The sequence below is a fragment of the Kitasatospora sp. NPDC059571 genome, assembly GCF_042735675.1.
Lineage (GTDB): Bacteria > Actinomycetota > Actinomycetes > Streptomycetales > Streptomycetaceae > Kitasatospora.
This window is the reverse complement of sequence record NZ_JBHWBW010000028.1, coordinates 1-13857: the sequence shown is the minus strand read 5'-3', so window position 1 is coordinate 13857 and position 13857 is coordinate 1. Positions and strand designations below refer to the sequence as shown.

At 71.6% G+C, this 13857-nt stretch carries 8 protein-coding genes and 2 pseudogenes; 3 read left to right on the top strand and 7 right to left on the bottom strand.

Going from position 1 to position 13857, the window contains the following annotated elements:
* Window positions 1-167 precede the first annotated feature (167 nt).
* The 3 genes and pseudogenes from lexA to ACFV0G_RS05905 all read right to left on the bottom strand — a co-directional run.
* Window positions 168-842, bottom strand: a pseudogene (gene lexA, locus ACFV0G_RS05915) (transcriptional repressor LexA); the annotation flags it as partial.
* Window positions 843-1011: 169 nt separating this feature from the next.
* Window positions 1012-1998, bottom strand: coding sequence for a hypothetical protein (locus ACFV0G_RS05910; protein WP_380542250.1), 987 nt, complete (start codon window positions 1996-1998; stop codon window positions 1012-1014).
* A 5-nt stretch (window positions 1999-2003) separates the two neighbouring features.
* On the bottom strand, window positions 2004-5483 hold the full coding sequence (locus ACFV0G_RS05905) for a DNA polymerase III subunit alpha (protein ID WP_380542247.1): 3480 nt from the start codon (window positions 5481-5483) through the stop codon (window positions 2004-2006).
* A gap of 221 nt (window positions 5484-5704) precedes the next feature.
* Here ACFV0G_RS05905 and ACFV0G_RS05900 point away from each other — a divergent pair, with 221 nt between their 5' ends.
* Entirely contained in the window at window positions 5705-6637 is a 933-nt protein-coding gene (locus ACFV0G_RS05900) for a DNA-3-methyladenine glycosylase family protein (RefSeq protein WP_380542244.1), read from the top strand.
* 158 nt (window positions 6638-6795) lie between these two features.
* Here the strand turns inward: ACFV0G_RS05900 and ACFV0G_RS05895 are convergent, their stop codons facing one another.
* Window positions 6796-8124: a DUF4041 domain-containing protein gene (locus tag ACFV0G_RS05895; protein ID WP_380542241.1), complete on the bottom strand. Its 1329-nt coding sequence runs from the start codon at window positions 8122-8124 to the stop codon at window positions 6796-6798.
* Between the two features lie 540 nt (window positions 8125-8664).
* On the opposite strand from ACFV0G_RS05895, the gene ACFV0G_RS05890 reads away from it, so the two are divergent.
* Window positions 8665-8829 (top strand): hypothetical protein, encoded by a 165-nt coding sequence (locus ACFV0G_RS05890; RefSeq protein ID WP_380542239.1) that lies wholly within the window; start codon window positions 8665-8667, stop codon window positions 8827-8829.
* A 287-nt stretch (window positions 8830-9116) separates the two neighbouring features.
* Window positions 9117-10298 (top strand): hypothetical protein, encoded by a 1182-nt coding sequence (locus ACFV0G_RS05885; protein ID WP_380542237.1) that lies wholly within the window; start codon window positions 9117-9119, stop codon window positions 10296-10298.
* A gap of 608 nt (window positions 10299-10906) precedes the next feature.
* On the opposite strand, the gene ACFV0G_RS05880 is transcribed toward ACFV0G_RS05885, so the two are convergent.
* The 3 genes and pseudogenes from ACFV0G_RS05880 to ACFV0G_RS05870 all read right to left on the bottom strand — a co-directional run bounded on the left by ACFV0G_RS05880 (window position 10907) and on the right by ACFV0G_RS05870 (window position 13642).
* Window positions 10907-12205 carry a YibE/F family protein gene (locus ACFV0G_RS05880; protein ID WP_380542234.1) on the bottom strand — a complete coding sequence of 433 codons (1299 nt, stop codon included), beginning with the start codon at window positions 12203-12205 and terminating at the stop codon, window positions 10907-10909.
* Between the two features lie 139 nt (window positions 12206-12344).
* Window positions 12345-12689, bottom strand: coding sequence for a hypothetical protein (locus ACFV0G_RS05875; protein WP_380542232.1), 345 nt, complete (start codon window positions 12687-12689; stop codon window positions 12345-12347).
* A gap of 102 nt (window positions 12690-12791) precedes the next feature.
* A pseudogene (locus tag ACFV0G_RS05870) lies at window positions 12792-13642 on the bottom strand (IS5 family transposase).
* Window positions 13643-13857: the final 215 nt, after the last annotated feature.

Sequence of the window (13857 nt, the reverse complement as noted above, 5' to 3'; positions counted from 1 at the left end):
ATGGTCGGGGCCCCGCAGCGCTCGGGGGTCCGCAAGCGGGGCCGCGTTTCTCCAGGCTGCACGTCCGGATGCCCGGAGACACGGGCGAGTAGGCCGGCGGGGGCGGCGGCCCGTCCGAATTCACCCAACCGCCGCCGGCCCGTCAGGACCAGGGCGGGGCCGCGGAGTCAGAGTCGGCGCATGACCGCGACGACCTTGCCGAGGATGGTGGCGTTGTCGCCGGGGATCGGGTCGTAGGCCGGGTTGTGCGGCATCAGCCAGATCTTGCCGTCCTCGCGCTTGAGGCGCTTGACGGTGGCCTCGCCGTCGATCATCGCGGCGACGATGTCGCCGTTCTCGGCGACAGGCTGGCGGCGGACGGTGACCCAGTCGCCGTCGCAGATGGCGGCCTCGATCATCGAGTCTCCCCGGACGGTCAGGGCGAAGAGCTCGCCCTCGCCGACCAGCTGACGGGGGAGCGGGAAGACGTCCTCGACGGTCTGCTCGGCGAGGATCGGGCCGCCGGCCGCGATCCGGCCGACCAGCGGCACGTACGTGGTCGACGGCCGGCCGGTGTCCGCCGCGGTGTTCGCTGTGCCCGCGGTGTGCGGTGTGCCGAGGCGGTGGTTCGAGAGGGCGTAGGCGCGGGGGCGGTGCGGGTCGCGATAGACGATCTTCATGATCTCCAGGCGGCCGAGAACGTGGGCCACGGAGGAGGTGGAGCTCAGGCCGACCGCCTGGCCGATCTCCCGCATCGACGGCGGGTAGCCGCGACGCGAGACGCTCTCGCGGATGCAGGCGACCACGGCGCGCTGACGGTCGGTGAGACCGTCCGGACCGGTGCGGATGCCGGGCGGCCGGCCGGACTGACCGGAGGACCTGGTGTCGCCGTCCGTCATGGCGCCTCCTTGCTGGGATCTTGCAAGACCCTACGCCGGAAAATAGAACATGTCTACGAACATGGCCTCGAGTGATTGCCGAACCGGCAGGTCAGGGCATGTGCGGGTCAAGCTGTCGCCTGCCGGGGTTGCCTCATGCCGACAGGTGCCGGACGGTGAGCGAGGCCGGGCGCAGGGTGCCGGTGCCCCAGCGGTGGTTGGCCTTGTCGATGACGGGTTCCAGGGTGCGGCGGTCCTCGGTGGTGCGGTCGAAGGTGAGTTGGGTGACGGCGGTGCGGGCGTCGGCGAGTTGGGCGACGCGGGCGGAGATGGCGCGGATGCGGGCGCGTTGGAGCGCGAGGGAGGTGAAGGCGGTGTAGAGGGTGTCGGCGAGGGCGGGGGTGTGGGCGGTGGGCTCGCGCAGGGTGCGGGAGCGGGTGGTGGTGCTGCGGTCGGCGTAGGTGATCTGGAGCTCGACGGCGCGGCTGGTCTTGTGGCCGGTGCGCAGGCGGGCGCCAAGGTCGACCGCGAGGTCGAGGAGGGTGCGGCGGGCCTGGTGGGGGTCGAGGACGTCGGCGTCGAAGCGGCGGGTGGCGGTGATGCTCGCGGGCGGGCCGGAGGGTGCGACGGTGCGCGGGTCGTGTCCGCATGCGCGGGCGTGGAGGAGACGGGCGGTGCTGGTTCCGGCGATCCGTTGCAGGGTGGTGAGCGGCAGGTCGGCGAGCTCGCCGACGGTAGTGATGCCGTAGCGACCCAGGTCCCGGCCGAGCTTGGGGCCGATGCCGGGCAGCGCCTGGACGGGTCGGGAGCGCAGGAACCGGGCGGTGTCCGGGTCGTGGGGTTCGAGGACGAGGATCCGGCCCGGGGCGCAGGTGTCGGCGGCCAGGCCTGCCATCAGCGGGCTGTCGCCGCCGCCGATCGCCGCGAGCAGCCCGAACCGGGCCATGAGGCGGGTAGCGACCAGGTCGGCCAGCCCTTCGGGAGTCCGGCGGAAGTAGCCGAGCGCACCGGTGACGTCCAGGAGGGCCGAGTCGGGCGGCAGGGCCTGGACCGCGGGAGTGATGTCACCGAGCGCGCCGAACACCTCGCCGTAGACGGCGAAGGTCGGCCGGTGCAGCCGCACGTGGAGGATCGAACGCATCGTCATCACCCCGCGGAACCGGGGCTCGCATGCCATAGCCGTCCGGCCCCGGCGCCGCGGCTGCTGCCCGAACCGCCCCCGCCGGACTCAGCGGGACCGGGGACGTTTCGCTGGTCGACACTGCTCTCGTCCCCGTGGTGGCCGCCCGCGGGAGCTCCAGTGCGTGCGAGGTGGTCGCGGACCGCGGCCGCGCCCCCAGCGGCGTGCGCGTCGGCGATGTCCTGGAGGTTCCAGGCGCAGGTGCCGATGACGGTGACGGACCTGCCGCGGCGGGAGACGGTGCCGCGGGCGAGGATCAGGAAGTGGTGGAAGAGAGGGTAGGCGGCCTGGGCGTGGGTGTCGTCGAAGAAGGTGAGGTCGACCTGTCCGGCGTCGCCGCGGGAGCCGTCGTCCAGGGACACGAAGATCGTGCGGCGGCCGCTTCTCATGGGCGGGGTCTGGATGGCGACCTTCGCCCCTGCGACCAGCACGGTCTCGCCTTCCCGGTGTTCCTTCAGCAGGTGCGCGGGGGTGACGCCGAGCTCGGCGAGCAGCGAGTGGAAGGGCTCCATGAGGTGCCGGGATGCGTCCATGCCGATGACCTCGAGCTCGGCCTGCATCTCCTCGCGCGGGCTCATCACGGGCAGGCCGGTCGAGCCCGGCGGCGGTGCGGTGGGGTGCGCGAGGACGAGTTGGGCGGGGATCGCGGCGGTGCGGTGCTGGCGGTGGAGTTCGTCGATCTGCAGGAGGAGTTCGCGGCGGTGCGCGCCGGGGGCGAGGGCGCCGATGCGGGCGAGGCGTTCGGCGATCGGCTGGGAGGGGCGTGCGCGGGTCCAGAAGTCGGCGAGGTCGGTGAACGGGCGGCCGGCGTCGATCCGGTCGGCGATGTCCTCGCTCATGCCGTGGACGTCGGCGAGGGACACACGCAGGCCGAGGCGGCCGTCGGGGAGCTTCTCGGTGCGGTAGGTGGCGCCCGAGTGCTGGACATCGACCGGCAGGATCGGCACGCCGCGCCGGCGCGCGTCGGCGAGCACCAGGCGCTTCGGGTACATGCCGGGGTCGTGCTCGAGCAGGCCGGCGTAGAACGGGGCCGGGTAGTGGGCCTTGAGCCAGGCGGACTGCAGGGTGGGCAGGGCGAACGCCACCGCATGCGAGCGGGCGAAGCCGTAGGCGCCCATGTTCTCCAGCATCGTCCATACCCGGTCGACCACGTCCGGTGCGAAGCCGGCCGCGGCGGCGCTGCGCCGGTACCAGGCCTCCAGGGCGGGGATCCGGTCGGGCTTGGCGAGGGCGCGGCGGGCCTCCTCCCCCATCGCCAGGTCGGTGCGCGTCATGACGGAGAACAGGCCGGCGACCTGCTCGTTGAAAATGACCACCCCGTAGGTGGACCGCAGCCACGGTTCGAGGTCGGGGTGCGGGTAGTGCACGGGTTTCTTGCCGTGCCGGCCGAGGAGGAAGGGTCTGATCATGTCGGCCTGGACCGGGCCCGGGCGGAACAGGCTGATCTCCGCGACGAGGTCGGCGAAGGTCTCCGGCTGGAGCCGGCCGAGCAGGTCCTTCTGGCCGGGCGACTCCAGCTGGAACACCCCGAGGCTCTCGCCCTCGCGGAGCAGCTCGTACGCCTTCGGGTCGGTGAGCGGCACGGTGGCCCGGTCGTCGAGGTCGATCCGCTTGCCGGTGGTGCGCTCGATCTCCTGCACGGCATAGGCCATGGAGGACTGCATCCGCACCCCGAGGACGTCGAGCTTCAGCAGCCCGAGGCCGTCCAGCTCCACGTCCTCCTTGTCGAACTGCATGGCAGGAAAGCCCTCGGTCGCGGTGGGGACGACCGGCGTCCGGGCGAGGAGGGTGTTGTTGGAGAGGATGACGCCGCAAGGATGCATGGCGGTGCCGCGCGGGAGCGCGTCGAGGCCTTCGGCGAGGTCGAACAGCGGGCCGTAGCGGTGGGCGTGCTCGCGGACGTTGCTCAGCTCCGGGAGCTCGGCAAGGGCGGTGGTGATGGAGCGGGCGGTGATGTGCGGGAAGGCCTTGGCGAGGCGGCCGACCTCGTCCGGGGGCAGGCCGAGCGCGAGGCCGGTGTCGCGGATGGCGTGCCGGGCGCGGTAGGTCTCGGGCATGGACAGGGTGCAAACCCGCTCGGTGCCGTAGCGGGCCATGATGCGGCGGTAGACGTCCAGGCGGCGGGCGGACTCCACGTCGATGTCGATGTCCGGCAGGCTCTTCCGTCTGAGGTTGAGGAAGCGCTCCATGATCAGCTCGTGGTCGAGCGGGTTCGCGAAGCTGATGCCGAGCAGGTGCACGACGAGCGAGCCGGCGCCCGAGCCGCGGGCCTGGACCCGGATGCCCATCTCCTTCACGTCGTCGACGACCTGCGCGACCGTCAGGAAGTACGTCGGCCAGCCAAGCGTGTTGACAACCCGCAGCTCCTCCTCCAGGCGCCGGCGCATGGTGGGGCTGCGGTCGTAGCCGCGGCGGACCATGGCGGCGTCGCAGCGCTCGCGCAGGACCCGGGCGGAGGTGCCGGGGGCGACGCCGACGACGTGCTCCTCGGGGAAGTGGACTTGGCCGAGGCCAAGGTCGGCGGCCGGGTCGAGGCGGCAGTCGGTGGCGGTGCGGGCGGTGGTGGCGAGCAGGTGCGCGGCCCCGCCGTGGTCCTGGCCGGCCGCGCGGGCGACCTCCTCGGCGAGGGCGGCCATCTCGCGGTGGCCCTTCAGGGTGCGCTCGCCGTTGCAGGTCCGGCCTTGCTGGATCGGCATGAGCAGCCGCGCGGAGTCGAGGACGTCTGCGACCCGCGCCTGGGGCGGGTCGAGGTAGCGCACCGCGTTGGTGATCACGGCGAGCAGGTCGAGGTCGGCGGCCAGCCCCACGGTGCGGGCCGCGAGCCGCAGCGAGCCGGCGCCGGTGCCGGTGCGGTGGTGGTGGACGGCCTCGAGGCGCAGGTTCGGGCCGAAGGCCTCGCGCCAGGGTGTGAGGAGTTCGGTGGCGGTGTCGGGCCGGCCGGCGGCGAGGGCGCGGACGGGTTCGGAGGCGGGGCCGAGGAGTGCGGTGAGGCCCTCGGCGTGCTGTTCGATTGCCGTCCAGGGGACGGTCGGCTGGCCGCCGCCGCGCTCGGCGCGGGCGGCCCAGCCGGCGGTGATCAGTGTGCAGAGGTTCGCCCAGCCGGTCCGGTCCCGGGCGAGCAGGGTGACCCGTGGGGCGGACTCGTCGACGAACGCCCCGCCCCGCGCGGGGGTGCGCGGTCGCCGCTCCCCCGGCCCGCTGCCGGGCCCTGGCCGGCCGGCCGTGCCGGGTCCGAGGAGGGGGACGGCGAGGTCGGCGCCGAACAGCGGCCGGATCCCGGAGGCGGCGCAGGCCTGCGCGAAGCGGACCGCACCGGCGACGGTGTCGCGGTCGGTCAGTGCGAGCGCGCCGAGTTTGTGCTCCGCGGCCCGGGCCGCGAGTGCGTCCGGAAGGCTCGCGCCGTAGCGGGCCGAGTACCCGGAGGCGACATGCAGATGCGTGAACACGCGCGCCGCCTCCTTGCTCCCACGTCCCCCTGACCAGTCCGGATCCCCCTCCGTCTCACCAGCCTAGACTGTGTTCGAATACTTGTGCGAATACCTCTGGCGTGTCGTGTCGCACGGTCGCCCCTCTGCCCCTGGACCGGGGCAGCGTGCAACGTCAGGCTGGTCGCATAGGGTGCACCGGTGCCGCCGACCCGCGGTGGCACTCGGGCACAGGCGCGGCGGTGACAGCAGTGGACGGCGCAGCAGCATCGCGCACCTGGCGCCCGCCGTACCCGCTCGACCTGGCCGCCGTGATCTCTCCGCTGCGCCGCGGCGCCGGCGACCCGACCATCCGCACCGACGCCGGGACGGTATGGCGTGCCTCCCGCACCCCGGCCGGCCTCGGCACCCTGCGCATCACCGAATGGCGGGCCGAAGGCGCGGTCGCCGCCGCGGCGTGGGGCCCGGGTGCCGAGTGGCTGCTGGAACAGATGCCGGCGATGCTCGGCGCGAACGACGACCCGGACGACCTGCTGCTGCCGCCCGGGAAGCTGCGGGACGTCCAGCGACGCAACCCGGGCCTGCGCCTCGGCGCGACCGGGCTCGTGATGGACTCGCTCGTGCCGGCCGTGCTGGAGCAGAAGGTCACCGTGACCGAGGCACACCGTGCCTGGCGGTACCTGCTGCGCCGCCACGGGACCCCGGCGCCGGGACCGGGCGCGGAGCTCGGACTGGTCGTGCCACCGTCGGCGCGGGACTGGGCGCTCGTGCCCTCCTGGTCCTGGCACCGCGCGGGAGTGGATGCGAAGCGCACGGAGACGATCCTCCGCGCGGTGCGACTCGCACCTCGCCTGGAGGAGGCCTCCGCCATGGCCGGCAGCCAGGCGGCGGGCCGCCTGATGCACGTTCCCGGGATCGGGCCGTGGACCGCGGCCGAGACCCTGCAGCGCTGCAACGGCGACCCGGACGCGGTGTCCGTGGGCGACCTGCACCTGCCCAACACCGTCGCATGGGCGCTGGCCGGTCGGGCCCGCGGCACCGACGAGGAGATGCTCGAACTCCTCGCCCCCTACGCCGGCCACCGCCACCGCGTCTGCCGCCTCATCCGCGCGCTCGGCGTGCGCGCACCCCGGTTCGGGCCCCGCCTCGCACCCAACGACCACCGCCGCCGGTAGACCGAGCCGTCGGCGAGCATGCGGCCCCACCGGCTGCGCTCGTAGAGCGCAGTGATCGAGCAGTTCCGTTCCACCGACTGGTCAATGGCCTGTTGGTTGTGCTGATCGACGGGAGCAAGTGGGTGGCCCCGGTGTAAGGGGCCACCCAGCTCCCTGAGTCAGCTCCTGACTGGGTCAGGATTATTGGTGCTGGCCCGCCATTCCAGGGCTTCCGGCTCGTCGATGAACTCGACCAGGTGTTGGCCGGCAAATTCGCCGAGAGCATCGCGGACCTCGGCGGGGCTGACGTAGAAGAACTCCCGTCGGCTGTTCACGCGGTTCACCCGGCGGTCGGCGAAGCGCTGGTGGAGTTTGGTCTCCAGTCCGACGGCGTCCTCGCTGAAGATGAGCGCGTGCACGTCGAACCGGAAGGGCACCGAGGCACCGCTCAGCTCGTAGATGCGGTCAAGCGGCTCGAGCCGACGAGTGAGCCCGATCTTCACGATGCGGTCCCCGAAGGCGCCCACGTTGGAGATGACGTACACATAGCCGGTCCGGATGTTCGCGGCCCGTGCGGCAACCGCGGTCAGGGCATCCTCGATCTCCTGGATCTTCGCCTCGAGCTCCGCAATGCCTTCGGCGTTGCCAAGCCCTTGGAGACGTTGCAGCGCACTCTGGGTGTGCTGCAGCTCCTTCTCAAGCTTGCCGCGCTCCCGGTCGAACTCGCGCTGAGCCTTCTCCTCTTCGCGCTGACGGGCCCGAAGCTCCCGCTGGGTCTCCTTCTCCTCGTCCTTCTTCTGCAGATAGTCGGCAGTCAGGAAGAGCTCACGCACGCGGGCGTCGTGGTACTCGTCGGCGATCCGGATCTGCATCGTGGCGCCGAGCTTCGCGATGGTCTCCCGCGTCTTGTAGAGGCGGTCCACCAGGGGCTGCACTCGGTGTGGCTTCATGGTGCGGACTGCCTGGTCGGCTTCGGCGTTGTAGGCGCGCAGCATGAGTTTTGAGAAATCCCGGACCATCTTCTTGCCTTGGACCTGGGAGCCGTTGACTGTCCAGTCGGTGACGGAGCGGACGGCCCGGTCGCTGGAGACCAGGTGTTTGATCTCGGCTTGGAGGCTGTCGAGCTTGGTGCGGTAGGCGATGGCGTCCTGCAGGGGGTGGTGGTAGGCGTAGACGCCGGCCTGCTGGAGCATCAGCAGTTCTTCGGTTATCACGGTCTGTGCGCGGAGCTCGGTCAGGTGCCATCCCAGCGTTGTGATCTCTTGCTGGAACTTTTCCAGGTCCTTGCGTGAGCGCTCGGCGTTGCGGCCGGCCTCGCGGGCGGCTTCCGTTGCCTGTTTGGTGGCTTCCTTGGCCTCGGCGCGTATCCGCCGGGCATCGGCCTCGGCCTGTTGCCTGATGACCTTGGCGTCGGCCTCAGCCTGTTCCCGCAGGTTCCTTGCGTGGTCGTGGGTTTGGGCCACCATGTCAGTGACCTGCAGGGCGCCGAGTCCCTGGGTCCGGGCCACCCAGTCCCTGAGGTGGGTCAGCTCCTCGTTCTCCTTGGCTCGGCTACGACCGAACAGACCGGACTTCTTGCCTGTGGGTGTGAAGGTGTGGGCTGCGGAAGCCTGGGTCGGAAACGATACGTGTCCCGTCGGGTCGTGGCCCTGGTCCGTTGCTACCCAAAGCTCCCAGTCTGCGGGAGGCGGACCCCATGCAGGGTCTGGCTGCCAGCCCTGGGGCGGCACCCAGTCTGCGGGTGGAGCAGGCCAGTTCGGCGGAGGGTTGAAACGGAAGACAGGCATGGGCCGACCTCACCCTTAGCGTGGCTCAGCACGAAGACGCCAGGTCAGCGTGGCGGGGTGCACGCGATGGCCTGGTACCGCGCACAGCCGACGTGAGCAGTTGATCTGCAGATACTATCCACCCAAACAGTCCCGTCCAGGGGGATGAACTGATCACTGCTGACCGCGACGATTGGCCGTGAGCCATCGGTCTTCGGCCGATCGGGCGGTGCGCGGCAGGAGAAGGTCCACAAGACGGTCGGCGCCCGCACGTTCAGCACCTTGTACGCCCCGGTCGGCGACGGCGGCACGGACGAGGAGATGCTCGAACTCCTCGCCCCCTACGCCGGCCACCGCCACCGCGTCCGCCGCCTCATCCGCGCGCTCGGCGTGCGCGCACCACGGTTCGGGCCGCGCCTCGCACCCAACGACCATCGCCGCCGGTAGACCGGGTTGGTCGCCGCGTACAGGAGAACCGGTGCCGCGCGTGTGAGTTCCGGCGCGGGTGCGCGATGTCGGCGGGTGGTTCTAGGGTGCCGCCGTGAATCTGGATGATCTTCAGTGGCAGCTGGACGGGCACCGTGGCGTTCCGCCCCGGGTCGTGGACGCGGTCCTCGATCACGGCGGCCTGGAGCCGTTGGCGGAGGCGGCGCGGGAGCGGGCGGACTGGTTCTGCGCGCAGGCGGCGGTACGCGGGTTGAGCGCGGCAGGTGACTTCGAGCGGGCGTGGGGGGGTGATCGAGCCGTTCGCGGCCACCGGCTGGCGGCCGGCGGTCCGGGTCGGCGCCGACGTGCTGGTGCAGTGGGGCCGCATCCAGCAGGCGCTGGAGCTGGCGCATCCCGGGGGTCGGGACGGAGAACCGCGAGCGCTGTGGCCGGACTACGCCGAGGTGCTGGTCAAGGCCGGGCGGATCGACGAGGCGATCGACGTGCTCGGGCCGTACCTGCGCGACCACTGGGTACTGCGGGACCTGGTGAGGATGACCGAAGGTCAGGGGCGCGACGAGCGTGTCCTGGAGGTGCTCGCGCCGATCGCCGCGGGCTTCCGCACGGGCCGGGACGGGGGCTGGGGCCTGTGGAAGGCGCTGACCCTGCAAGCGCTGGTCCTGGAACGGTCCGGCCAGGCGGACGAGGCGATCAGGTGCCTCGGTGCAACTGTGGCCGCGGGCCGGTACGGGCCGCAGAACACCGTCGAGTTCTATGCGGAGCTGCTGGCGCGCCACGGACGAGTGGAGGAGTTGCGGGAGCTCGCGACCGGGCCGCAGCAGTCCTCGGCCGTGCCGGCGTACGTGAAGGCTCTGGAAGACCTGGGCCGGGCCTGGCACGCGGAGGCGTTCCTGCGCGGCCTCATCGCGACCCTCGAGTACCCGACCAGGTATGAGTACCAGCTGCTCGAACTGCTGGCCCGCCAGGGCCGCCTCGACGAAGCCGTCGCCGCGGTGGCCCACACGTTCGACGACCTCAACGACTCGAACCTCCTCCAGTCGGCGATGCTCGTGCTCGCCGAACACGGCCACCATGCCCGGGCCCTGGCACTCACCGAAGGCCGCAGCGCCGAATTCATCGAGGAGAGCGAGCACTGGCTTCCGTCCAACCGGTGGTGGCTGATGGGCGAAACCGGGCAGTGCCGGGAAGCCATCGCCGAAGTCGAGGCCATGACGGACATCGAGCCGCCGTCACCGCGCGACGTCGACGACCGGAACGCCACCATCGGACGACTGCTCGCGAAGGACGGCCGGGAGGAGGAAGCCATCGCCTACCTCCGCCGGTGCTCGGGCTTCTGGGCCTCGACCGAGCTGGCCCTCGTGCTGGTCGGGCAGGGCCGCTGCGCCGAGGCCATCGCCGCGGTGCCCGGGGTAGCTGCCCAGCGGGAGGAGGATCGTCGCGTACGGGACTACTGGGACGCGTGGAGGTAAGCCAAGGGCGACGGCGGGTGGACCGAGGAGCCACCCTTCTGACGGCCGTCTACATCGCTTCGTCTGCTGCCTCCGCGGCCGGGCCGGCCCCCTTCGGGGGCACCTCACGCGCCGCGCATCGCCGCCGTCGACCCGCTCGGCCACGCCGCCGACCGCGTGTAGTGCTGCCGACCGCTTCTGTCGCCCATGCCGCTCCCCCTCCACCGCCGGTTCCGGTCGGGACGCTCTGTGTACCGCACGCCCCCGACAGCGCTCACCCGGCCGGCCCGCCGGGCGGCCCCTGGCGGGCCGCCGCCCCTCCCCGCTCGCCCAGCCGGGCGGCCACGGCGCAGCCGCACCAGGGGGCCCGAGCGGCCCGGAGCGGCGTGCGAACCCGAGGACTGGGCCAACGACCAGCTGATCGCCTCGGCGGCCGCGGGCGCGGACGACGGCCGGCTCCTGGCGCTCCGCCAGGACCAGGCCCACTACGCCCTGGCCACCCGGGTTCTGCATGAGGTCGGGGCATGGCTACCGCGGCACGCACGTCATCTGCCCGATCTCCAGCCGAACCCTGGGCTCTGCGTCCTACGCGACATGCCCACGGCGAAGAGCAGCACATCTCGAGGCAGTCAGGTCTCGTCGGCACCGGCGTCGTGACGGCGATGCCGGCGGCTGCGACCGGGTTCGCGTGCGGCCGTCTCCGGGACAGTGTCGGGATGGTCTGCCGCTGCGATCAGTGCGGCGAGCACGGTCGTGACTGGCACCGAGGCGACGAGGCCGATGCTGCCGACGAGGGTGCGGGCGATCTCCTCGGAGACGATCTCGCTGGTCGCGACGGATACGAAGTCCCGGTGGGCGATGGAGAAGAGCAGCAGGAGCGGTAGGGCCGCGCCGGCGTAGGCCAGTACCAGGGTGTTCACGGTGGAGGCGATGTGGTCGCGGCCGATGCGGATGCCTGCGCTGTACAGGCGGCGGGCGCTCATGGTGGGGTCGGCCTGTTTCAGTTCCCAGACCGCCGAGGTCTGGGTGACCGTCACGTCGTCGAGCACGCCGAGGGAGCCGATGATGAATCCGGCGAGCAGGAGGCCGCGGATCTCGATGTTCGGGTAGAGGTCGTGGATGAGTCCGGTTTCCTCGGAGGTGTTGCCGGTCAGGTGGGCCCAGTTGGTGAAGACCGATCCCAGGACGCCGATGAGGACCAGCGAGATCAGGGTTCCGAGGACGGCGACGGAGGTGCGTGCGGACAGCCCGTGGCACAGGTACAGCGCGATCAGCATGATGGCGCTGGCGCCGACGACCGCGACCAGCAGCGGATCGGAGCCGTGGAGGATGGCGGGAAGGATGAACAGGGAGAGGATCGCGAAGCTGATCGCGAGGGCGATCAGGGCCGTGAGGCCGCGCCAGCGCCCGACGAGGAGTACCGCCAGTGCGAAGAGGCCGGCCAGCAGCGCGATCGGCGTGTCGCGGTCGACGTCGACGATCGTGTACTGGACTTCCGGCGGCGCGTCGGGCGAGTAGGTGAGGATCACCCCCTCCCCGGCGCTGAAGCGGCGCAGCTCGCCTGGGTGGACGGTCACGGTGAAGGTCCGGCCCTTGTGCGGGCCGGTGGTCACCTCGATGGTGTCCTGCTGGCAGGTGCCGGTGTCCTGGGGGTTGAGATCGGAGCAGGGCACCTCCATCACCTTGGTGACCTCGCCGTGCTGCGTCTGCTGGTCGAAGCCGACACCGGTGCGCTGGTGCGCGGGCACCCCACCGGGCCACAGCACGATGAGGCCGACAACGACGGCCACGCCGAACGGGACCAGCACGGCAGCGATGACCCTGCGCAGGTGTGCCGAGACCGGCGTCGCGGGGCCGTGGGCGTGGGTGTGCACGGTGCCTGTGTGCGGCTCGTGGTGCGAACCGTCGCCCGGCTGTCCGTCGTCCATGCTGCGGCTCCCCACGGCTGACCGGACGCCCGCCCTCGGACGTCCCACGTCCCTCCGATGATCGAGGTCCCGCGGCTCGCGGACCGGCAGGCGCGACGGCGTGGGCGCGACGCACTCACCCGCGGCCGGCGGCCGGCGGTTATGGACGATCCGGAGGCGCGGGCGCGCACCCCGCACAGATGCCGGCCAGTTCGACGGTGTACTGGACGTCGACGAAGCCGGACTGGGCGACTACCTCGTCGGCCCAGCTCTCGACCGGCTCCGAGTCGACCGCGAGGCTGTGGCCACACCGGCGGCAGATCAGGAAGTGGCGGTGATCCGTACCGCCGCGGACGGTGGCGACGGTCGCAGCGCTCGTCCGCAGACGCGCGGCAAGAATCGTCGCGGGCCAGCCCAGCAGCTCCAGGTCCGCCAGCACCGCGGCCGCCGGTTCCGCGCCGGTCAGACCCCGGCCAGGTGTGGGCGGCCGGACGCGGCCGGGCAACGGTGTGCCGAGAACGGCCTCCGCGGTGCTGCGGGCGATCCGGGCCGGACGCCGCTCGACGGTGCGCAGCAGGCGGCGAATGAAAGCGGCCGAGGATAGGGCTCATCTCAGGCGGCGTGCTGTAGGACGGTGCGGCCACCGATAGAGGCTTCTGGCCGCCGAATCAGCGCGCGGATGGTAACGAATGCAGCGGCCAGGTAGAGGTAGAAGTCGACTACTCGGCCGTCTCGCTCAAAGCGCCGCCGGATCTATCCGTAACCGTTCATCCAGGACTGGGTGCGTTCGACCACCCAGCGTCTGCCGACCTGGACAGGGGCAGGCACGCCTCTGCGGGCGATCTCGCCGGTAAGGCCCTGCGCGCCCAACACCTGGCGACTGGGCTTGCCGTCGTAGGCGGAGTCAAGATGCACGATGGCGCTGGCGGGGAGGTTCCCAACCTGGCTCCTCGCCGCGTCGATGGTCGGCCCGGGCAGCACGGAGTCGTGTCGGTTCGCGCCGGCTGAAACCAGGCCGATCGGTATCCCGCCGCCCTCGACCAAGGTCGACCGCTTGAGGCCCTGCTTGGCGCGGTCGACCGGGGAAGGGCCCGGCTCCGTCGCCTTTACAAGGGGTTTGGTGTGACAGCCGTCCACAGACAATTCGGAGAGGTCCAGGCCGATCATCTTGTCGTAGGCAGCCAACGCGATTCGGTGCAGTTCCGGTGCCAGTCCCAGAGCGGCCCAGTGCTTGACTCGGTTTCGGATGGTCCAGTCCGAACATCCAGCGGTCGCTACGCGCTCGTAGCCGGAGCCGTGTACCAGCGCCTCAACGACAGGGCGGAACACGGTTTCGTCGGGCACGCGTCGGCGGTGACAGCCCGGCGGGTGCGCAGGATCGAACTCCGATCGCTTGGGAAGTAACGTCGAGAAATGCTGCCAGAGCGGCTCAAGCAGGGATGACGGCATGGCGGGCATGGCCCCTCCGACATGGGAAGGATGGCAGGAGCAGCGGCACCCGTGCCGTGCCTTCGCGGCACAGGGCATGAAAGCGGTTCCTCGACCGGGGTCGAACAGCGCTTGCGGCGGGCTGCAGCGTGGGGGCCGCCGGCCGGGCGCGGGGGCCCCGGGGCAGGCTGCGGGCGGGGGCGCAGATTGGTGGCCCTGTTTTACCCCTGGGGGGTGGGGGGGTA

Excerpts from the sequence above, each read along its gene's own strand:
- ACFV0G_RS05880 (WP_380542234.1), bottom strand. The coding sequence starts at position 12,205 with ATGGACGACGGACAGCCGGGCGACGGTTCGCACCACGAGCCGCACACA.
- ACFV0G_RS05910 (WP_380542250.1), bottom strand. The coding sequence starts at position 1,998 with ATGCGTTCGATCCTCCACGTGCGGCTGCACCGGCCGACCTTCGCCGTC.